Here is an 18691-nt window from a genome sequence, read left to right on the forward strand (position 1 = left end):
TCCGCTTTTGCCAGCCACAGGACGTCATGGACGAAACGCCGCTCCAGCCCGAAGACACCGGAGCCAGCGAAGCCCTGATGCCGGGTCTCGACCTGCCCGAAACCGCTCCGGATCCGGGCTATCAGGTTCTGGCCCGCAAATACCGCCCGTCGAAATTCGAGGACCTGATCGGCCAGGAGCCGATGGTGCGGACCCTGACCAATGCCTTTGCGGCCGGCCGGATTGCCCATGCCTACATGCTCACGGGCGTGCGCGGGATCGGCAAGACGACGACGGCCCGCCTGATCGCCCGCGCGCTCAACTATGCTTCGGACGAGATCGATGCACCGTCGATGAATCTCGCCATCCCCGGCGTGCACTGCGAAGCGATTGCCCGCTCCGCTCATGTCGATGTGATGGAAATGGACGCCGCTTCGCGCACCGGGGTCGGCGATATCCGGGAAATCCTGGAAGGCGTGCGCTATGCGCCGGTGTCGGCCCGCTACAAGGTCTACATCATTGACGAGGTACACATGCTCTCCACCTCGGCCTTCAACGCGCTGTTGAAGACGCTGGAGGAACCGCCGGAGCACGCCAAATTCATTTTCGCGACCACCGAGATCCGCAAGGTCCCGGTGACGGTGTTGTCGCGCTGCCAGCGTTTCGATCTCAAGCGGATTGATCGTGAAGAACTGACCGACCATCTCGAGCGTATCTGCCGGATGGAAAACGCTTCCGTGGATCGCGAAGGCCTGTCCCTGATTGCCCGTGCCGCCGAGGGTTCTGTGCGTGATGCGTTGTCTCTTCTGGACCAGGCAATCGTGCAGGGCAGTGAAGAGGATGGACCGGTCTCTGCACCGCAGATCCGTGACATGCTGGGCCTGGCCGACCGGGCGCGCGTACTCGACCTGCTGGAACAGGCTCTGACCGGCAAGACGTCCGAGGCGCTGGACGAGTTGGCCTCGCTTTATGATGCCGGCGGTGATCCGGTCGTCATCACGCGCGACCTGCTGGATTTCGTGCACGCCCTGTCGCGCGTGAAGGCCGCCGGTTCCGGTGCCGACTTGGGTGAAGCCGCCGATACGGTGGAGCGCCTGGCCAGCCTGGCGGATGCGCAATCGCTGGGGCAGCTGACCCGGCTCTGGAAAATCCTGCTGACCGGCCTGGATGATGTGCGCAATGCCCCGGACCCGCTGGCTGCCGCTGACATGACCGTGTTGCGACTGGCGGCTGCCGCGACCCTGCCGGGACCGGAAGAGGCCGCGCGGATCCTTGCCGCCCATCCGGCTTCACCGGCTTCCGCCCCCGCCGGGGAGGCGCCGGGAAAGCCTGAGCCGGCGTCGATGGCGCCGGCCGGTGCCTTGCCGGTGCGCGACAGCGCGCCGGTCTTCGAACCGGTCAGCCCGCCTGATCGGCAGCAGCCGGACGGCGAGGTCCCGATGGACGGGCCCGCGACCTTTGAAGAGCTGATCCGCCTCCTGCGGGAAAAGCGGGATATCGCCCTGCAGACCGATGTGGAACGCTATGTCCGCCCGGCCGGGTTCAAGCCGGGCTCCTTCACCTATCAGCCGGAACCGGATTGTCCGCCGGATCTGGGTCAGCGCCTGGCCAAACGCCTGCTGGAATGGACCGGTGCACGCTGGGCCATTCTGGCGAGTGGGGATGCGCAAGGCGGAGAGACCTGGGCGGAACGCCGCAAACGCCTTGAGGAGGAACGCCTGGAACGCGCCCGCCGCGATCCGGCTGTGACCGAGGCCTTGCGCCTTTTCCCCGGCGCAGAGATTTTGTCGGTTCGCGAGTCTGACAGCGACAAGACCGAGACATCCACAACGGAGAAACGCGCATGAAGGACCTGATGGGCCTGATGAAACAGGCGCAGGCCATGCAGCAGAAAATGGCTGAGGCCCAGGCCAAGCTCGATGAGGAAGTCGTCACGGGTGAGGCCGGTGCCGGCCTGATCAGTGTGACCATGACCGCCAAGGGCGACCTCAAACGCGTCAATATCGACAAGTCCCTGATCGATCCGGAAGAGCCGGAAATCCTCGAGGACCTGATCCTGGCTGCGCATAATGATGCGCGCCGCAAGGCGGAAGTGCGCCAGCAGGAAATCCTCAAGGACGCGGCGGGTGGCCTCGAGCTGCCGCCCGGCATGCAGATGCCGTTCTGAGCCTCGCGGAAGGAAGACTCTGATGCGCAGTGCTTCGGCCGGTCCGGAAATCGAACGCCTGATCACGCTCCTGGCGAAACTGCCGGGACTGGGGCCCCGCTCGGCCCGCCGGGCGGCGCTTCACCTGCTGGGCAAGCGGGACATGTTGATGCGGCCGCTCGCCGACGCGCTGGCTGACGCGGCGGACAAGATCCAGGCCTGCTCGACCTGCGGCAATCTGGATGTCACCGATCCGTGTGCGGTCTGTGCCGCGCCCAACCGTCAGGATGGGGCCATCTGCGTGGTGGAAACCGTGGGCGATCTTTGGGCGCTGGAACGGGCGGGCGCCTTCAAGGGACGCTATCACGTTCTGGGCGGGGTGCTGTCGGCGCTGGACGGTATTCGTCCTGAAGACCTCAACATTGCCCGTCTGATCGAGCGCGCCGCGGACGAGGCGGTGACGGAGATCGTGCTGGCCCTCAATGCCACGGTGGATGGACAGACAACCGCCCACTATCTCGCCGACAAGCTGGAGCCTTGCGGCGTCTCTGTGACTTCGCTGGCACGGGGCGTTCCGGTGGGGGGCGAGCTGGATTATCTCGACGACGGAACACTTGCGGCGGCCTTCCGCAGCCGGTCCTCGGTCTAGTTCGACTTTCCTCGCAGCCAAATCGGCCTATTGTCTTTCTCATAACCTGTGGGAGGGGCGCCCTTGGATCCGTCAGTCGATGCCGCGATGCATCCGGAGAAAGTCACCCGGAAAGCTTTTGTGCTGTTCTTCTGCACCGGGCTTTTCATGGTCTCCCTCGTTCTGGCGGCCCTCACGGCCATCAAGGTCCATGAGGTCCAATTGGGGCCGATCGCGGTTCTGGTGCCCGCGGGGACCGTTGCCTTCGGGCTGACCTATCTGGCGACCGATGTGATCAGCGAGGTTTGGGGGCGGGGCTATGCGCTGTGTGTCGTCCTGACCGGCGTCGCCATGCGCTTTCTGGTCGCCTTCCTGCTCGTCTACGCCATGCATGTGGAAGACGTCGTGCCCTTCATGACGCCGGCAGAGAGCTGGACGGCGGAACGTCAGGCGGAGTTTGTTTCAGTCTTCGCCTCAGGCAATCGTACGAATTTTGCCGGTCTTGTGGCCTTTGGTCTGAGCGCTCTGGCCGACGTGCTGATCTTCCATCACCTGCGGGTCCGCGATGAGGGCAAGAACCGGCTGTGGCTACGCAATAATATCTCGACCATCGTCTCGCAGATCCTCAATTCGACGATCTTCATCTCCGTCGCTTTCGCCGGAATTTTCAGCTGGGCGGCCATTGGCAGCCTGATCCTGGGTCAGGTCATTTTCAAGATTTCAGTCGCCGTACTGGACACGCCTATCGTCTATCTCCTGCGCAATATAGCGGAGGGGCGCTCACTGACCGATATGCGCGGCTAGGGGATCACCCGGTCTAGGCGCACCAGACGGCCATTGCGCGCATCCGTGAGCAGATAGACATGCCCGTCGGGACCGAGAGCGACTTCGCGGAAACGCTCGCCCAGCCCGGTCAGCATGTCTTCCTGGGAAATGATCCGGTCGCCTTCCACTTCAAAGCGAACCAGTTTTTGCGCGACCAGGGCGGCAACCAGAAGATCGCCCTGCCAGTCGGGAAATTCCTCGCCCTGATAGAAGGTCATGGCTGATGGCGCGATGGACGGGTCCCAGAACCAGATCGGCTGTTCCATTCCGTCGGCATGGGTGGCATCGGATACGGGCGTGCCATCATAATTGATCCCGTAAGAGATCACGGGCCAGCCATAATTGCGTCCCGGGCGCAGGATGTTGATCTCATCGCCGCCGCGTGGGCCATGCTCATTGACCCAGACCGATCCGGTCTGCGGATTGAGGGCGATGCCCTGAACATTGCGATGCCCCCAGGAATAGATTTCCGGCAGGGCGCCGCGCGTCGTGGCGAAGGGATTGTCGAAGGGCACGGTGCCATCATCATTCAGGCGGATGATGGTGCCGAGATGATTGGCCAAATTCTGGGCCTCATCGCGGTAGCGGCCGCCTTCACCCAGTCCCAGGATCAAAGTGCCGTCCTGAAGGAAGGCCAAGCGTCCACCGAAATGGAAACCGCGCGCCTTGTCGATATTGACTCGGAACAGGGTTTCCACCGCTTCCAGGGCGCTTCCGTCTTCGCTCAGGCGTCCGCGAGCAAGAGCCGTGTGATTGGCGGCTGACCGGCCTTCAGCGAAGGCGAAATAGACCCAGCGATTGGTCTCGAATTCGGGATGCAGGGCGAGACCCAGCAGTCCGCCCTGATTGTCGACCAGAATGTCGGGCAGCCCGGCGACCGGACGCGGGCGCAGCGTGCCATCCTCGACATAGCGCAAGCGGCCCGAGCGCTCGGAAACCAGCATGTCCCCATCGGGCAGGAAGACCAGAGACCAGGGGTGATCCAGGCCTTCGGCAATCGTCACCAGGGTGAAGTCGGCCTGCTCCGTCTCATGGATGTCGCTCTGGGCCATGGCCGCAGCGGAAACCGTACCGGTCAGAGCCGTCAGTATCAGGGCGCTCACCAATGCGCGCATGCTCACTTACTCCTGCAACCCGGTCCGAGTTTAGGGAGGCGGTGTGGCGGAATGAAGGGGGAGATGCGCGAATGGTTGCGCATATCTCATCACAGGCTGATGGATGCCGTGAAACTGGCCAGACGTGGCGCGAGCCTGGGCTGGAAGGCGGACACCTGAGACCAACGGCGGCGCAGACGGACCGGCAGATTGGCGAGGCGCTCCGGCATCACACCCGCCAGGCTTTCCGCCATTTCCCAGCCTTTGATGCCCGCAGATGCCAGTCCGGGCACCAGCATCCGGCCCTGGTCAAGCGGGACCTCATAGCTGGCATAGTATTTCTTGTAGTGCGCACCGCCCCGTCCCAGATCGATGCGGCTCAGGCCGCGCTCATGGGCCTGCTCGAACAGGCCGTGCAGGAGCAGAAGGCCGGGTGAGTATTTCGACAATTCCGGGTCATAGGCCGGGAACCAGGAATGATAGATGTCACCGGCGACCAGGCCGAATTCGACGGCGGCGAGGCGGTCACCAAACCAGAGCGAAGCGGTCAGGCCGGAGAATTCCTGGCCCTCGCGGCGGCGCAGGTTTTCCAGCACGTCCTGGACCCAGCCGATCGAGAAGACGTCCAGCTTGCCGGTCGTCGTGTATTGTTCGGATTTCCAGGCCTGCAATTGGGCAAAGGCGTCGCCCTTGGGGTCGCCGAGCACCACGCGCACCGGTCCGATATCCCGTTCGGCGGCCCGCTGGCGGCGAGCCGTTTTCTTGAAGTGATCCTTGTGCAGAGCCCGTTGCGCCTGGAAGTAGGCGTCGGCACCGTCGGTCAGGTCGACCATCACACTGCCATCACGTTCCTTGCGGGCGCGGGGCATTCCGCCCTTGGGACAATACCAATTGTCGAAGACCAGGGCTGAGGTGCCGCAATCGCGGACGATGCGTGCCAAGTCGAGCCGGGCATCGGGGCGTGCGACGACGCCCTGATAATCGCTCATCGGCGCGCCGACCGGCCGGACAATGCCGCCGCATGGAGCGTGGTGGGGGAAGAAGCCCGCGAGACCGTTCTCGTCTTCCAGAATGGCGACGCGGACATCGCTGCGCGAGCGGGCAATGGTTTCGGCGAATTCAAAGCGCAGATAGGGGCTGACCAGCTGGCCATTCCGGCACGCCCAGTCGTTCCAGAGAACAATCTCACTGGCGCTCATGTCTTCAATTGAAACGATCCGCGTCTGCAACGCGTGCCTCCCTGGTCCCTCTGCCCTCGATGGAGCAAGAGGCGGGCCAGATTCTCCTGACAGGGGGTGTCAGCTTTTGTCGCGCGCATGCGCCATGCTGGCCGCTGATCACCGACTCACGCAGAATACGCGCAAATAAAAGGCTCACAGATGACTTTGAACGAGATCGCGCTTGAAACCTGGCTGATCCTGGCCGCCATTGCCCTGGTCGGTGGATTGATGGCCGTGCTGGTCCTGCGCCGCCCGCAGGCGGAAGACGGGTTCGCGGCCGACGAGGCTGAGCGGCTGCGCGAGGAACGCGATGACTGGCGTGACCGGGCGGAGGCGGCCGCCGAAGCAACGGCCAGCGTGCGTGAACAATTGGCCCGGCTGGAAAGTGCCGCGGAGGAACGCGATCGCCTACGCCTCAAACTGGACGCCCTGGAGCAGGAAAAGGACGCGCTGGACCGCGCTCATGCCAGCCTGAAAGCGGAACACCAGGCGGCACTTGATCATCATGTCGACAAGCTCGCCGAGCTGGAAAAAGCCCGGGAGCGGCTGACGGAACAGTTCAAGCTGACGGCGAATGAAATCCTGAAATCCTCCGGCGCGGAGCTCAACCGGCAGAGTTCGGAAAATCTGCAGGTTCTTCTCAAGCCGCTGCGTGACCAGCTGACCGACTTCCGGACCAAGGTGGAGACCGACGCCAAGGAACGCTCCCAGCATGGCGGCGAGATCAAGATGCTGATGGAAACGGTGCGCAAGGATGCCGCGCGCATGTCAGAAGATGCCCAGAACCTGGCCAATGCGCTGCGCTCCTCCTCCAAGGTGCAGGGGGATTGGGGCGAGATGGTTCTGGCCTCGATCCTGGAACGCGCCGGGCTGCGCGAGGGGCATGAATTCTTCACCCAGCAGAGCGAGACGACCGAGGAGGGTGCGCGCCGGCGTCCGGATATCGTGGTCGAACTGCCGGGCAAGCAGAGACTGGTGATCGACTCCAAGGTCTCGCTGACTGCGTTCGAGCGCTGCGTGAATGCCGAGGAAGAGGAAGAGCGTGGCGCGGCGCTGAAACAGCATATCCAGTCCGTGCGCAATCATATCAAGGCGCTCGGCGAGAAGGATTATGCCCAATTCTATGAGGGTGTGAGCTTCACCCTGATGTTCGTGCCGCTGGAAGGGGCTGCTTCGCTGGCGCTGCAGAACGACCCGGATGTCACCGTCTATGCCTGGGAGCGCGATGTCATGATCGCCACGCCGACCACGCTGATGATGGCGATGCGGACGGTGCAGAATTTGTGGACGATCGACCGGCAGAACCGCAATGCGCTGGACATCGCCAACCGGGCGGGCTCGCTCTATGACAAGCTGGAAGGCTTCGTCGGCGATCTGGAGAAGGTTGGCACGCGGATCGACCAGGCCAAGGGCGCCTGGCATGACGCCAAGAACAAGCTGTCGGAAGGCCGTGGCAATGTGATCCGCCAGGCCGAGATGCTCAAGACGCTCGGCGCCTCCACCCGCAAATCCCTGCCGGACGAGTATCTCGATGCGGCCGGTGTTGAGGCGGAGGAGCGCCCGGCCCTTTCAGCGCCGGAAGCGGTCGATTCTTGAACCCTTAAGCCGTCGCGACTATCTAGAGCCTATGGCTATTCGTGAAATTCGCACCGTCCCGGACCCGATCCTGAAGGAAGTCTCCCAACCGGTTGAAAAGGTTGATGATGAGCTTCGCGCCCTGATGGACGACATGCTGGACACCATGTACGCCGCCGATGGCATCGGCCTGGCGGCGATCCAGATTGGCGTGCCCAAGCGTGTCATCGTGATGGATCTGGCCAAGCCGGACGAGGAGCCGGCGCCGAAATATTTCGTCAATCCGGTCCTGTCGGATCCGTCCGACACGTTGCAACCCTATGAAGAGGGCTGCCTGTCCGTGCCGACCGTGTTCGATGAGGTGGAGCGTCCGGACCGTATCCGCGTCCAGTACATGGACTATGACGGCAATGAGGTCGACGAGATTGCCGAGGGCATGTACGCGGTCTGCATCCAGCACGAGATGGACCATCTGGAGGGCGTGCTCTTCATCGACTATCTCTCCCGCCTCAAGCGCAATCGCGCGGTCCAGAAGGTGAAAAAGGTCGAGAAGTCCAAGGACAAGGACGCGGCCTAGACCTCACCCGGACCCGCAAGAAAAAAGGCGCGAACCATCCGGTTCGCGCCTTTTCCTTTGTCTGACAGCAGGACTAGAACCGCCCCGCCTGGAAGTCCCGCACGGCCTGGTGGAGTTCGGCTTCCGTGTTCATCACGAAGGGGCCGTAGCGGGCGACGGGTTCCTTGATCGGCTTGCCGGCGACCAGAAGCAGGCTGGCGCCCTCGGGTCCGGCAGTCAGCTCGATCGTGTCGCCATCTTCCAGCACGCCGAGATCGGGGTCATTGACCCGGCCCTCGCCTGAGGAGACAGAGCCCTTGTAGACGGCGATGAAGGCCGTGTGGTCCGGATCGATCGCTTCGGTCAGGGTGGCGCCCGGTTCCAGCACGATATCGATCAGGGTGGGCTGGATGGAGACGGATTTCGCCGGACCTTCCAGGCCGTTCATCGTGGCGCCTGCCAGAACACGCAATGTGGCACCCTCGCGCTGTTCCACCGGGATCTCGTCCTTGGAGAATTCCTGATAGCCCGGATCGGTCATTTTCAGCTCGGACGGCAGATTGACCCAGAGCTGGAAACCCCAGAGCCGGCCATCTTCCTGTTCCGGGATCTCCGAATGGACGATGCCGCGACCGGCCGTCATCCACTGGATACCGCCGCCCTCGATAACACCGGCATGCCCCTTATTGTCGCCATGGCGCATCTTGCCGTCGAGCATGATGGTCACGGTCTCAAAGCCCCGGTGCGGGTGATTGGGGAAGCCGGCCATATAGTCGGCGCTGTCATCGGAACGGATCTGGTCCAGCATCAAAAAGGGATCAAGATCCATCAGGCCGCGATGGCCCAGCATGCGGGTCAGTTTCACGCCGGCCCCGTCCGAGGTCGGCAGGCCGCGCGACACCTTGGTGATGCGGCGCGTACGGGTGAGTGTGTCGGTAGCAGACATGGTTGTGTCCTCCTTGCCCGAGGCGCCCGGTGGGGCGCTCGTCTTGAGGGGGAAGATAGGGTGGTCGATGGTGGAAACCCAGATCGGGAGCCGAAACCTATTGTTTCCAAATCGGAAGGGATCGGGCAGGTTTTTGCGGAACGGGGAGAAGATGATGACGCGATTGATTTTGGCTTCAGTGAGCGGACTGGCCCTGGCGGGATGTTCCGCGCCTGATGAAGCGGCTGCGCCGTCAACCGGCCTGTTCGACCAGTTGAGTGCTCTGTGCGGCCAGGCCTTTGAGGGCTCTGTGGTCAGTGATGATCCACGGGATGCGGACTGGGCGTCACAGACCCTGACCATGCATGTCCGGGAATGCTCCGATACGGAGATCCGTATTCCCTTGCATGTCGGCCAAGACCGGTCCCGCACCTGGGTCATCACACGCCAGGGTGAGGGGCTGCGCCTCAAGCATGATCACCGCCATGAGGATGGCAGCGAGGATGTGCTGACCCAATATGGGGGCGATACGGTTGGGGCTCCGGGGGCGACCCGGGCCGAGTTTCCCGCTGACGACTTCTCTCGCGAGCTGTTCGAACGCGAGGGCATTCCTGCCTCCATGGAGAATGTCTGGTCGATCACGCTGACCGAGACCCGCTTCACCTATGCGCTCGACCGTCCCGGGCGGCACTTTGCAGCCGAGTTCGACCTGACCCGGCCCGTCGAGACACCGCCGGCACCCTGGGGATTCGAGTAGAGATCAGTCTGCGCGGCACTGCCCGTTATGGACGACGCTGACGCCCGCGGCGGCGGCCGTGCAGGCATTGCCATAGGTCTGGCCGTCACAGCCGCAGACCGGGCGGTATTCCCGCGTGCACATTTGCGGGCGCGGCTGGCAGGTGCCCGGCGCGTCGGCCGCGCCGCACATGGCGGCGGGCTCATAATGGCAGTAATTCGTCTCCGGAGCCCCGGCACAGACACGCGGTGTCACGCGCATCCCGCCGCAGCTTTCACCGATCCCGACCTCGATCACTTCACGCGGCCCATCGGGCGCCGGCGCGTCATCCGTGGCACAGGCGGTCAGCAAAAGGGCGGGCAGGATCAGCCAGATCGCTTTCATGGGTGTCGCTTTCTCTTGGCGGCAGGACGTTGGGGACGGTATCACACGTCCAACTTCAACCGCAGATGAATGTGGATTTCGATGACGCTTCGCCTCGCCTTCATGGGAACGCCGGACTTTGCCGCCCGCTCGCTGGCCGAGATTGCTGCTGCGGGGCATGAGATCGCGCGTGTCTATACCCAGCCGCCGCGCCGCCGCGGCCGCGGGCAGAGCGAGCAGAAAACGCCGGTCCACCAGCTCGCCGAAGTGTTGGGTATTCCGGTCTCCACGCCGGAGAGTTTCCGTGACCCCGAGGTGATTGCCGATTTTGCGTCCCTGGACCTCGATCTGGCCGCCGTGGTTGCCTATGGCCAGATCCTGCCCCAGGACGCACTGGATGCGCCGCGCCTGGGCTGTCTGAACCTGCACGCCTCCCTCCTGCCGCGCTGGCGGGGGGCGGCGCCGATCCAGCGTGCCATCATGGCCGGCGATGAGGTCACGGGCGTGCAGATCCAGCAGATGGAAGCCGGGCTGGACACGGGTCCGATCCTGCTGTCGGAGAGCGTGCGCATCGCTGATACCGACACCGCCGCCAGCCTGCACGACAAGTTGATGGAAACCGGGGCCCTGATGTGGCCGCGCACCCTGTCTGCTCTGGAACGCGGCTCTCTGGAAGCCGTGCCGCAGGCGGAAGAGGGCGCGACCTACGCGAAAAAAATCTCCTCGGCCGAGGCCCGCATCGACTGGGCGCGACCGGCCAATGAGCTGGCCTGCCATGTGCGCGGCCTTTCGCCCTTCCCGGGCGCCTGGTTCGAACTGCCGACCGAGAAGGGGCCGGTCCGGGTGAAGGTTTTGATGGCTGAGGCGGCCGAAGGCCAAGGCGAGGCGGGAGTTGTGCTGGGCGATGATCTGACCGTGGCCTGCGGCTCGGGCGCCTTGCGTCTGATCCGGCTCCAGCGCGAAGGCAAGGGCGCCATGGATGCGGCCGATTTCCAGCGGGGCAATGCGGTTGCTGTGGGTACGGTGCTGAACTGATGCCGCGCTACAAGCTCACCATTGAATATGACGGCACGCCCTTCTCCGGATGGCAGCGCCAGGACAATGCGCCGTCGGTACAGGAAAGTCTGGAACGCGCGGCCGAGGCGCTCGATGGCGCACCGGTCCTAGTTTATGGCGCAGGCCGCACGGATAGTGGCGTGCACGCGCTGGGGCAGGTGGCCCATATCGATCTCGTGAAGGACCTCGCAGCCGACAAGGTGCGCGATGCGCTGAACTATCACCTCAAGCCGGACCCGGTCGCCGTGTTGGAGGCAGAGCGCGTGGAGGATGAGTTCCACGCCCGTTTCTCGGCCACCAAGCGCCACTATCTCTATCGCATGATCGACCGGCGTCCGCCGCTGACCCTGGATCGCGGCCAGGTCTGGCGCGTGCCGCGCAAACTGGACGCCGAAGCCATGCATCATGCCGCCCAGGCCCTGGTCGGTCAGCATGACTTCACCACGTTTCGCGATGCCCAGTGCCAGGCCGACAGCCCGGTGAAGACGCTCGATGCGATCTCGGTCTCGCGCTATGGCGAAGAAGTGCAGCTGACCTGTTCCGCCCGTTCCTTCCTGCACCGCCAGGTCCGCTCCATGGTGGGCTCACTGGTCGAGGTCGGTGTCGGCAAATGGTCGGCGAAGGATTTCAAGGCGGCGCTGGACGCCGCGGACCGCTCGCGCTGTGGTCCGGTGGCACCCGCGGACGGGCTCTATCTGGTCGCGGTGGATTATCCGGACGCCTAGGTCGGCGCTTGCAAACTTCCCAGATAGGCCATCACGGCGAGCTCGATCGCAAGGATGGGCGCGGCGGCGGACAGCGCTGCGGTGATGGTCGGCAGGCCCAGGCTGACATAGGCCACCCGCCAGTGAACCAGCACCCGGATATAGGGATAGATGTTCAGGGCGAGGGCCGTGATGAAGGTCGGCAGGATTTGCGCCGTATAGGCCATCCAGACCGCAAACAGGTAGAAATAGAGCCAGAGCACGGCCCAATTGTGCACCACGATCCAGCGGACGAAGGCAGTGCGCGCACCGGTCACGAAACAGGCGGCCGCGGCAGCAACCGGGAAGACAAACCAGGACAGGGCCTGCACCACGAACTGGTCGAGATAGCTCATCGTGCCGCCGGCCCGGGTCGTGGCGGCCTGGATCAGCAGGATCATCGGGATGGCCGGGAGGATGGCCGCGAAGGAGCGCCAGAAGCCGCTGAGCGAGGTGTTGAACCCGTCTTCCCAGCCCGGGCGGAAGGCCAGCAGGCGAAAGCTCGCCCGGACGGCAACGAAACCCTCTGCAACCAGCCGGATCATGCGGGCGTGTCCGTGAAATAGCGGGTCAGGATGCGGGTGTAGATTTTCGTCAGGGTCTCGATATCGCTGACGGGCACGCGTTCATCGACCTGGTGCATGGTGGCCCCGACCAGGCCAAACTCGGCGACCGGGCAATAGGCCTGGATGAAGCGCGCATCCGACGTTCCACCGCCCGTCGTCAGGGCGGGACGGCGTCCGGTTTCCGCTTCGATGGCATCCTGGAGCAGGGTGGTGAAATCGCCGGCCGGTGTCAGGAAGGCTTCGCCGGTGACATGGATGTCGGCTTTGACCTGACCATTGAAGCCCAGGGCGGTCTTGGCCACCTCATCCTCGATCCAATGGGTGAGTTCATCGCCCGTGTGCCGGATATTGAACCGGATATTGAAGCGGGCGGAGGCTTCGGCCGGGATCACATTCGTCGTCGGATTGCCGACATCCACCGAGGTGATCTCCAGATTGGAGGGCTGGAAGTGCGGAGCGCCCTCATCCAGCACGCGGGCATTGAGCCGCTCCAGCAGACCCATCAGGCGCGGGATGGGGTTTTCGGCGCGTTCCGGATAAGCGACATGGCCCTGGCGTCCGGTCACGGTCAGCCGGCAATTCAGCGAGCCGCGTCGGCCGGACTTGATCGTGTCGCCCAGCGCATTCGGATTGGTCGGCTCGCCGACCAGGCAGTGGCTGAAGGTCTCGCCTTCCGCTTCCAGCGCCTTGAGCACGGCCTTGGTGCCGTTGATGGCCGGGCCTTCCTCATCGCCGGTGATCAGGAAGGCGATGGATCCGTCCGGTGTGCCGGCCTCGTCCAGGAAGCGGTGGACCGAGGCGATCATGGCCGCGATGGCGCCTTTCATGTCGGCGGCGCCGCGCCCCCACAGCATGCCGTCCTCGGCATGGGCGGCGAAGGGCGGTTGCTGCCAGTCGGCTTCCGTCCCGGGCGGGACCACATCGGTATGGCCGGCAAACAGGAAGCAGGGCTCTGCATTGCCCAGCCGGGCATAGAGATTGTCGACCTCGCCGAACGGATAGCGTCGGCAGACAAATCCCATCGCTTCCAGCGCGGTCTGCACAACGCCCAGCGCCCCTTCATCCTTCGGCGTGATGGACGGGCGTTGGATCAGCGCCTGCGCAATCGGCAGGGGATTGGAGAGAGGGGCAATCACGTCAGAGCTCAACGATGAGGTCCTTGTCGTATTCCAGTCCGGCCAGGCGGCAGGCGGTCTTGATGCGGGCGAGCTTCTGTTCGCGCGAGAGGTTCACATCGACATACCAGCCGTCGCAGAGTTTTTCAGCATGTTTGGTGAGTTGCGGCGAGCGGGGATAGAGCGCCTCGGGGCTGCGGGCCACAACGCGCCGGCGGCCCGTACCATCCTTCGACAGGATGTCCAGCAGGTCGGGCCTGGTTTTGGCCAGCCAGATCAGGGCCAGGCGATAGGCCGATTTCTGGCTCCCGGCGAAATATTCACGGTCATGCAGGCGGACCCGATAGCGTCCGGTCTGACGCCCGGCCGTCTCTTCCATGTCCAGCCAGTCGTGAGGGATGGGAGCAGAGGGCGGCGACGGGTCGGCGGGCAGGGGTGCATTGGCCAGGACGCGCCTCAGAATGTCCGTCTGGCTTTCGTCCAGCGACGTGCGATGGGCTTCCAAAGCCTTGTGCAAGCCGAGGTCCAGTTCGATCGTCGCGGGCATCGTTTGTCTCCATTCACTTATAAGGAATATAAGTCATCGCGGCTTCAGGTCAAGGCGTTGGGGGAGAAAGATGGGAAGTTGCGTAGAAAGTCAGTTTTGGTGCGTGCACTTCATATGTGACGCCGTGGCGGTCTACGGGGTGACAACCGCGATGACTGGAGGCGTCGACTGATAAAATCCTTATAAGTAGATTCTCGCTGATCCCTGTTTCCATGTTGCAAGGTGGTTTCGGGGGATCGCGACATCCGGTCTGGCGAGGCGGGTGTGCTCCGCCTATGTAGGGTGTCGAGATCGCACCCAATCACGCATCGGGGGATATGAGAGATGAAAAAGTTTGCGGCCGGTGATGTCGAAGAATCGAACGGCACCAGCTATCCGCCGGAGTATGCGAAGGATGTGGCGGGCCGCCACTATCGGCGCCTGGGCGATGCGGCCGGCCTGGAACAGTTCGGCGTGAACCTGGTGCGTCTGGAACCGGGCGCCTGGTCCTCCCAGCGTCACTGGCACACGGATGAGGACGAGTTCGTCATCATCCAGTCCGGCGAAGCCGTTCTGGTCACCGAAGAGGGTGAGACCGTGATGCAGGCCGGCGATTTCGCCGGCTTCCCGGCCGGGGTCGAGGATGGCCACCATCTCATCAACAAGTCCGAGGCGGACTGTGTCTTCCTGGTGGTCGGGGGACGGTCGGATTCAGACGCGTGCGACTATCCCGATATCGACCTGAAGGCCCTGCCGGGACGCTATTCGGGCGTGGGCGGGTTCACGCGCAAGGACGGAAGCCACTACTGAGCTAGTGCGAGCGGCCGTGGGTTTCCCGGTAGCGTTCCATCGAAACGGAGATCTTGAAGGTCTCGCGGTATTTCGGGGAACCGACCGGGCGCGGCGGCTTTTGCGAGGTCAGCGCCAAGATTCGCTCCAGCGTGTCATGGGCCGCTCCGGACTGGCCGGCGCCGATATAGGCGTGCAATTCCACCAGCGCGTCGGAGAGCGGGTCGCCGCCGCGAATGATGAAATAGGGCTCGTCCTTGGCCAGGCGATTATAGACGTCGTACTCGGACGGATTGTTCGCGGAACCGTAGGGGGCGGCCGGATCGGCTGCCGGGCGTTCCTTGGTCTCGTTATCGCTCATGACGGGCCCCTTGCTTGGATAAGGGTCCCATAGCATCAGATTCGCGGGCCTTGCGGTAGCGTCGGATCACCGCAGGCGGCAGGTGACGCGGCGTTTCCCCCTGCTATCTTCTGAACCGGCAGCAGCAATTCGAGGGAATGCCATCATGAGCCCAGCCTCTTATCTGGCGGCCGCCATGGTGGCGGTGGCAATCATGGCAGGTCCGCTCCAGGCACAAGACGAAGACCAGGTCCGGGCCCGCGATATCGGGCTCGCGCCGGGCATACTGGCCCCGGGGCCGCTCAATGCGATCACGGATGTGGATGGTGTTCTCGTCGGTCATGTCACGCTGACGGGTCCGGATTTTCTGCGCACTGGCGTGACCGCGATCCGTCCGCATCCCGGTGATGAATATGCCGACCGGGTCCCCGCAGCGCTCGCCGTGGGCAATGGCTATGGCAAGCTGATGGGCGCGACCCAGATCACGGAATTGGGTGAGATCGAAACGCCGATCCTGCTGACCAATACGATGTCCGTGCCGCGGGTGGCTGATGGGCTGCTGGACTGGTCGCTGGCGCAGCCGGGGCATGAGCAGATCGGCTCGCTCAACATGGTGGTCGGTGAGACCAATGATGGCCGGCTCAATGATATCCGGGCCCGCGCTGTTCAGCCGGAACATGCCGTTCAAGCCATTGAGGCGGCGTCGGGCGGGGCAGTGGGCGAGGGCAATGTCGGTGCCGGGGCCGGAACCGTGGCGTTCGGCTGGAAGGGCGGGATCGGCACGTCCTCGCGGCAGCTGCCCGAAGCGCTCGGCGGCTGGACGCTGGGGGTTCTGGTGCAGTCCAATTATGGCGGTGTGCTGCAGATGGACGGTCTGCCGGTGGGTGAGGAACTGGGCCAGTTCTATCTGTCCGACCAGGTCGCCGACGACCGGGCCGACGGCTCGATCATGATCATCATCGCGACCGATGCGCCCCTGTCCAACCGTAATCTGGAACGCCTGGCGCACCGGGCCTTTGCCGGTCTGGCGCGAACCGGAGCCTCCATGACCAATGGTTCCGGCGATTACGCCATTGCCTTTTCCACCCATCCCGATGTGCGCCGCACGCCGCAGCGGCGCAGAGAAACGGCCATGATCGCCGATCTGCCCAATGGTCAGATGTCGCCGCTCTTCCAGGCGGTGATCGAGACGACGGAGGAGGCGATCTATAATTCCCTCCTGATGGCCCAGGACATCGACTATCCGCGTGTGGATGGTGGTGAGCCGGTCCGGGCGCTGCCGGTCGACCGGGTGCGCGCCATGATCGCGGCGCGTGAAAGCGAGTAGGCCCGCATGACATCCCGAAGCCTTGCCATTATCGGAGCCGGACCGGCTGGCCTGATCGCCGCGGAGCATGCGTCGGGCGCCGGATTTGCCGTCGATCTCTACGAGAAAATGCCAACCCCGGGCCGCAAATTCCTGATGGCCGGTCGTGGCGGTCTCAATCTGACCCATTCCGAACCCCTGCCGGCCTTTCTGGGCCGGTATCGCGAGGCGTCGAACTGGCTGGGCCCGGTGATTGCGAAATTCGATCCCCCGGCCTTGCGGGCCTGGTGTGAAGGGCTGGACCAGCCGACATTTATCGGATCCTCGGGCCGTGTCTTCCCCGAAGCGATGAAGGCCTCGCCACTCCTGCGCGCTTGGCGGGCCCGGTTGGAGGCGCAGGGCGTGCGCTTTCACCTGCGCCATGACTGGACCGGGTGGAATGATGACGGCGCCCTGTGCTTCGACACGCCCGAAGGACCGGTCACAGCACAGGCGGATGCCACATTGCTGGCCCTGGGCGGAGCCAGCTGGCCGCGGCTGGGCTCTGATGGCGGCTGGGCGGAGATCCTGGAAGCGGCCGGCGTGGATCTCGTGCCCTTCTCGGCATCGAATTGCGGGGTCGAGATCGGCTGGAGTGCCATCACGAAAGACCGGTTTGCCGGTGCGCCGTTGAAAACGATTGCCTTGCGCCTGGACGAAGAACGGGTCGAGGGCGAGCTCATCCTGGCGCGCTATGGTCTGGAAGGCGGGGCCGTCTACGCCCTGTCCGGACCCATCCGGGCAGCGCTGGCGAACGGGCCGCTGACCCTGTCGCTCGACCTGCGTCCGCATGTGGATGCGGCCGGACTGGGGGCAAAGCTGGGCAAGGCGAAGAAGGGGCAATCCCTGTCCAACCTCCTGCGCAAGGCCGGCCTGTCACCCCAGGCGATTTCCGTGCTGCGCGATGCCGTGCCGGACCTGCCGCGGGACGCGGCGGCACTGGCGGCGCTGATCAAGGCCGTGCCGCTGCGCGTGACCGCGCAGCGCGGTCTGGACCGCGCCATTTCATCCGCGGGTGGTATTGCCCGTGATGCAGTGGACGGGAATTTCATGCTGAAGGCCCGGCCCGGCGTGTTTGCCGCGGGTGAAATGCTGGACTGGGATGCGCCCACGGGCGGCTATCTCCTGCAGGCGAGTTTCGCCACAGGCCTGGCCGCCGCGCGGGGCATTGAGGCCTGGTTGAACAGAGATTCTCTTCGCCCTTGATGGGCGAGGGGGACCGCGCGCATGCGCGGTGGAGTGGGTGACCCGCTAAAAACCCATCCCAGCGGGATTCACCCCTTCCGTCTCGCTACTGCGTAGCGATCCACCTTCCCCATCAAGGGGAAGGAGGGTTTTAACGCAGCAGGTCGTTGATCGAGGTCTTCGAGCGGGTCTGTGCATCGACCTGTTTGACGATGACGGCACAGGCCAGGGACGGGCCGCCCTTGGGGTCCGGCAGGGTGCCCGGTACGACAACGGAATAGGCCGGGATCTCGCCGCGCGTGATTTCGCCGGTTTCCCGGTTTACGATCTTGGTCGACTGGCCCAGGAAAACGCCCATCGAGATGACCGCGCCTTCGCGCACGATGACGCCCTCGGCCACTTCGGAGCGGGCACCGACGAAGACATTGTCCTCGATGATCACCGGGCCGGCCTGGAGGGGTTCCAGAACGCCGCCAATGCCGACACCGCCGGAGATATGCACATTCTTGCCGATCTGGGCGCAGGAGCCGACCGTGGCCCAGGTGTCGACCATCGTGCCTTCATCGACATAGGCACCGATATTCACATAGGACGGCATCAGCACCGTGCCCGGCGCGATGTATGCCCCGCGGCGGACGGCGCAGGGCGGCACGGCGCGGAACCCGGCGGCCTTGAACTCATCCTCGCCCCAGCCCTCGAATTTGGAGGGCACCTTGTCCCACCATTTGCCGGTGCCGACGCCGCCGCCAATCGTGCCCATGGGGTTGAGGCGGAAGCCGAGCAGGACGGCCTTTTTGAGCCATTGATGCACGACCCAGTCGCCATTGCCCTCTTTCGACGCCACCCGGCCCTTGCCGCTGTCCAGCAGGGCAATGGCGGTCTCGACGGCCTCACGGACCTCGCCCTGCGTGTCGGTCGACACGGCGTCGCGATTGTCCCAGGCGGTTTCGATCGTGGAGATGAGGCTGGTGTCGGTCAT

Annotated in this window: 21 protein-coding genes; 12 read left to right on the forward strand and 9 right to left on the reverse strand. The window is 64.1% G+C overall.

Annotated features, from left to right (window positions below; all coding sequences use genetic code 11):
* Positions 1-26 precede the first annotated feature (26 nt).
* The 4 genes from I0K07_RS04780 (at position 27) to I0K07_RS04795 (ending at position 3557) form a co-directional block, all read left to right on the forward strand.
* Positions 27-1826 carry a DNA polymerase III subunit gamma/tau gene (locus tag I0K07_RS04780; protein WP_203291686.1) on the forward strand — a complete coding sequence of 600 codons (1800 nt, stop codon included), beginning with the start codon at positions 27-29 and terminating at the stop codon, positions 1824-1826.
* A complete protein-coding gene (locus I0K07_RS04785) occupies positions 1823-2146 on the forward strand; it encodes a YbaB/EbfC family nucleoid-associated protein (protein WP_203291687.1) in 324 nt (107 codons plus the stop codon). The genes I0K07_RS04780 and I0K07_RS04785 overlap by 4 nt, the downstream gene beginning before the upstream one ends.
* A gap of 22 nt (positions 2147-2168) precedes the next feature.
* A complete protein-coding gene (gene recR / locus I0K07_RS04790) occupies positions 2169-2774 on the forward strand; it encodes a recombination mediator RecR (protein WP_203291688.1) in 606 nt (201 codons plus the stop codon).
* A 63-nt stretch (positions 2775-2837) separates the two neighbouring features.
* Positions 2838-3557: a queuosine precursor transporter gene (locus I0K07_RS04795; RefSeq protein ID WP_203291689.1), complete on the forward strand. Its 720-nt coding sequence runs from the start codon at positions 2838-2840 to the stop codon at positions 3555-3557.
* Here the strand turns inward: I0K07_RS04795 and I0K07_RS04800 are convergent.
* Positions 3554-4693: a PQQ-dependent sugar dehydrogenase gene (locus I0K07_RS04800; RefSeq protein WP_203291690.1), complete on the reverse strand. Its 1140-nt coding sequence runs from the start codon at positions 4691-4693 to the stop codon at positions 3554-3556. The genes I0K07_RS04795 and I0K07_RS04800 overlap by 4 nt on opposite strands.
* Before the next feature lie 89 nt (positions 4694-4782).
* Entirely contained in the window at positions 4783-5871 is a 1089-nt protein-coding gene (locus I0K07_RS04805) for a GNAT family N-acetyltransferase (protein WP_203291691.1), read from the reverse strand.
* Between the two features lie 180 nt (positions 5872-6051).
* Here I0K07_RS04805 and I0K07_RS04810 point away from each other — a divergent pair, with 180 nt between their 5' ends.
* Both I0K07_RS04810 and def read left to right on the forward strand, forming a co-directional pair.
* The gene (locus I0K07_RS04810) at positions 6052-7488 is read left to right on the forward strand and encodes a DNA recombination protein RmuC (protein ID WP_203291692.1); all 1437 of its coding nucleotides are present in this window, start codon (positions 6052-6054) and stop codon (positions 7486-7488) included.
* A 31-nt stretch (positions 7489-7519) separates the two neighbouring features.
* Entirely contained in the window at positions 7520-8044 is a 525-nt protein-coding gene (gene def, locus I0K07_RS04815) for a peptide deformylase (protein WP_203291693.1), read from the forward strand.
* A gap of 73 nt (positions 8045-8117) precedes the next feature.
* On the opposite strand, the gene I0K07_RS04820 is transcribed toward def, so the two are convergent.
* Complete coding sequence (locus I0K07_RS04820) at positions 8118-8969, reverse strand: pirin family protein (protein WP_203291694.1); 852 nt, start codon at positions 8967-8969, stop codon at positions 8118-8120.
* Positions 8970-9123: 154 nt separating this feature from the next.
* On the opposite strand from I0K07_RS04820, the gene I0K07_RS04825 reads away from it, so the two are divergent.
* Entirely contained in the window at positions 9124-9705 is a 582-nt protein-coding gene (locus I0K07_RS04825; protein ID WP_238934553.1) for a hypothetical protein, read from the forward strand.
* A 3-nt stretch (positions 9706-9708) separates the two neighbouring features.
* Here I0K07_RS04825 and I0K07_RS04830 read toward each other — a convergent pair whose 3' ends face one another.
* Positions 9709-10068, reverse strand: a complete 360-nt coding sequence (locus I0K07_RS04830) for a Kazal-type serine protease inhibitor family protein (RefSeq protein WP_203291695.1) — start codon at positions 10066-10068, stop codon at positions 9709-9711.
* An 81-nt stretch (positions 10069-10149) separates the two neighbouring features.
* Between I0K07_RS04830 and fmt the strand changes: the two genes are divergently transcribed.
* Both fmt and truA read left to right on the forward strand, forming a co-directional pair.
* Entirely contained in the window at positions 10150-11082 is a 933-nt protein-coding gene (fmt, locus tag I0K07_RS04835; RefSeq protein ID WP_203291696.1) for a methionyl-tRNA formyltransferase, read from the forward strand.
* Entirely contained in the window at positions 11082-11828 is a 747-nt protein-coding gene (truA, locus tag I0K07_RS04840) for a tRNA pseudouridine(38-40) synthase TruA (RefSeq protein WP_203291697.1), read from the forward strand. Before fmt ends, truA begins: the two co-directional genes overlap by 1 nt.
* Here the strand turns inward: truA and I0K07_RS04845 are convergent.
* From I0K07_RS04845 to I0K07_RS04855, 3 genes are read right to left on the reverse strand one after another with little or no spacing between them, the layout of a single operon-like run.
* A complete protein-coding gene (locus I0K07_RS04845) occupies positions 11825-12391 on the reverse strand; it encodes a hypothetical protein (protein ID WP_203291698.1) in 567 nt (188 codons plus the stop codon). The two genes, truA and I0K07_RS04845, sit on opposite strands and share 4 nt — an antisense overlap.
* Positions 12388-13560, reverse strand: coding sequence for a succinyl-diaminopimelate desuccinylase (dapE, locus tag I0K07_RS04850; protein ID WP_203291699.1), 1173 nt, complete (start codon positions 13558-13560; stop codon positions 12388-12390). Before dapE ends, I0K07_RS04845 begins: the two co-directional genes overlap by 4 nt.
* Positions 13550-14074, reverse strand: a complete 525-nt coding sequence (locus I0K07_RS04855; protein ID WP_203291700.1) for a hypothetical protein — start codon at positions 14072-14074, stop codon at positions 13550-13552. The genes dapE and I0K07_RS04855 overlap by 11 nt, the downstream gene beginning before the upstream one ends.
* A gap of 324 nt (positions 14075-14398) precedes the next feature.
* Between I0K07_RS04855 and I0K07_RS04860 the strand changes: the two genes are divergently transcribed.
* Positions 14399-14863, forward strand: coding sequence for a cupin domain-containing protein (locus I0K07_RS04860; protein WP_203291701.1), 465 nt, complete (start codon positions 14399-14401; stop codon positions 14861-14863).
* 1 nt (position 14864) lies between these two features.
* Here I0K07_RS04860 and I0K07_RS04865 read toward each other — a convergent pair whose 3' ends face one another.
* On the reverse strand, positions 14865-15203 hold the full coding sequence (locus tag I0K07_RS04865) for an aspartate decarboxylase (protein WP_203291702.1): 339 nt from the start codon (positions 15201-15203) through the stop codon (positions 14865-14867).
* A gap of 145 nt (positions 15204-15348) precedes the next feature.
* Between I0K07_RS04865 and I0K07_RS04870 the strand changes: the two genes are divergently transcribed.
* Complete coding sequence (locus tag I0K07_RS04870) at positions 15349-16509, forward strand: P1 family peptidase (RefSeq protein ID WP_203291703.1); 1161 nt, start codon at positions 15349-15351, stop codon at positions 16507-16509.
* A gap of 6 nt (positions 16510-16515) precedes the next feature.
* Positions 16516-17733 (forward strand): BaiN/RdsA family NAD(P)/FAD-dependent oxidoreductase, encoded by a 1218-nt coding sequence (locus I0K07_RS04875; protein WP_203291704.1) that lies wholly within the window; start codon positions 16516-16518, stop codon positions 17731-17733.
* A gap of 130 nt (positions 17734-17863) precedes the next feature.
* On the opposite strand, the gene dapD is transcribed toward I0K07_RS04875, so the two are convergent.
* Positions 17864-18691, reverse strand: coding sequence for a 2,3,4,5-tetrahydropyridine-2,6-dicarboxylate N-succinyltransferase (gene dapD / locus I0K07_RS04880; protein ID WP_203291705.1), 828 nt, complete (start codon positions 18689-18691; stop codon positions 17864-17866).

This window comes from Maricaulis parjimensis (assembly GCF_016817355.1).
GTDB lineage: Bacteria > Pseudomonadota > Alphaproteobacteria > Caulobacterales > Maricaulaceae > Maricaulis > Maricaulis parjimensis.

What these genes read in the sequence shown, in the direction of transcription:
- I0K07_RS04780 (WP_203291686.1), top strand. Translation starts at nt 27, where the DNA reads ATGGACGAAACGCCGCTCCAGCCCGAAGACACCGGAGCCAGCGAAGCC.
- I0K07_RS04785 (WP_203291687.1), top strand. Translation starts at nt 1,823, where the DNA reads ATGAAGGACCTGATGGGCCTGATGAAACAGGCGCAGGCCATGCAGCAG.
- recR (WP_203291688.1), top strand. Translation starts at nt 2,169, where the DNA reads ATGCGCAGTGCTTCGGCCGGTCCGGAAATCGAACGCCTGATCACGCTC.
- I0K07_RS04800 (WP_203291690.1), bottom strand. Translation starts at nt 4,693, where the DNA reads ATGCGCGCATTGGTGAGCGCCCTGATACTGACGGCTCTGACCGGTACG.
- I0K07_RS04805 (WP_203291691.1), bottom strand. Translation starts at nt 5,871, where the DNA reads ATGAGCGCCAGTGAGATTGTTCTCTGGAACGACTGGGCGTGCCGGAAT.
- I0K07_RS04810 (WP_203291692.1), top strand. Translation starts at nt 6,052, where the DNA reads ATGACTTTGAACGAGATCGCGCTTGAAACCTGGCTGATCCTGGCCGCC.
- def (WP_203291693.1), top strand. Translation starts at nt 7,520, where the DNA reads ATGGCTATTCGTGAAATTCGCACCGTCCCGGACCCGATCCTGAAGGAA.
- I0K07_RS04820 (WP_203291694.1), bottom strand. Translation starts at nt 8,969, where the DNA reads ATGTCTGCTACCGACACACTCACCCGTACGCGCCGCATCACCAAGGTG.
- I0K07_RS04825 (WP_238934553.1), top strand. Translation starts at nt 9,124, where the DNA reads ATGACGCGATTGATTTTGGCTTCAGTGAGCGGACTGGCCCTGGCGGGA.
- I0K07_RS04830 (WP_203291695.1), bottom strand. Translation starts at nt 10,068, where the DNA reads ATGAAAGCGATCTGGCTGATCCTGCCCGCCCTTTTGCTGACCGCCTGT.
- fmt (WP_203291696.1), top strand. Translation starts at nt 10,150, where the DNA reads ATGACGCTTCGCCTCGCCTTCATGGGAACGCCGGACTTTGCCGCCCGC.
- truA (WP_203291697.1), top strand. Translation starts at nt 11,082, where the DNA reads ATGCCGCGCTACAAGCTCACCATTGAATATGACGGCACGCCCTTCTCC.
- I0K07_RS04845 (WP_203291698.1), bottom strand. Translation starts at nt 12,391, where the DNA reads ATGATCCGGCTGGTTGCAGAGGGTTTCGTTGCCGTCCGGGCGAGCTTT.
- I0K07_RS04855 (WP_203291700.1), bottom strand. Translation starts at nt 14,074, where the DNA reads ATGCCCGCGACGATCGAACTGGACCTCGGCTTGCACAAGGCTTTGGAA.
- I0K07_RS04860 (WP_203291701.1), top strand. Translation starts at nt 14,399, where the DNA reads ATGAAAAAGTTTGCGGCCGGTGATGTCGAAGAATCGAACGGCACCAGC.
- I0K07_RS04865 (WP_203291702.1), bottom strand. Translation starts at nt 15,203, where the DNA reads ATGAGCGATAACGAGACCAAGGAACGCCCGGCAGCCGATCCGGCCGCC.
- I0K07_RS04870 (WP_203291703.1), top strand. Translation starts at nt 15,349, where the DNA reads ATGAGCCCAGCCTCTTATCTGGCGGCCGCCATGGTGGCGGTGGCAATC.
- I0K07_RS04875 (WP_203291704.1), top strand. Translation starts at nt 16,516, where the DNA reads ATGACATCCCGAAGCCTTGCCATTATCGGAGCCGGACCGGCTGGCCTG.
- dapD (WP_203291705.1), bottom strand. Translation starts at nt 18,691, where the DNA reads ATGACCGACACCAGCCTCATCTCCACGATCGAAACCGCCTGGGACAAT.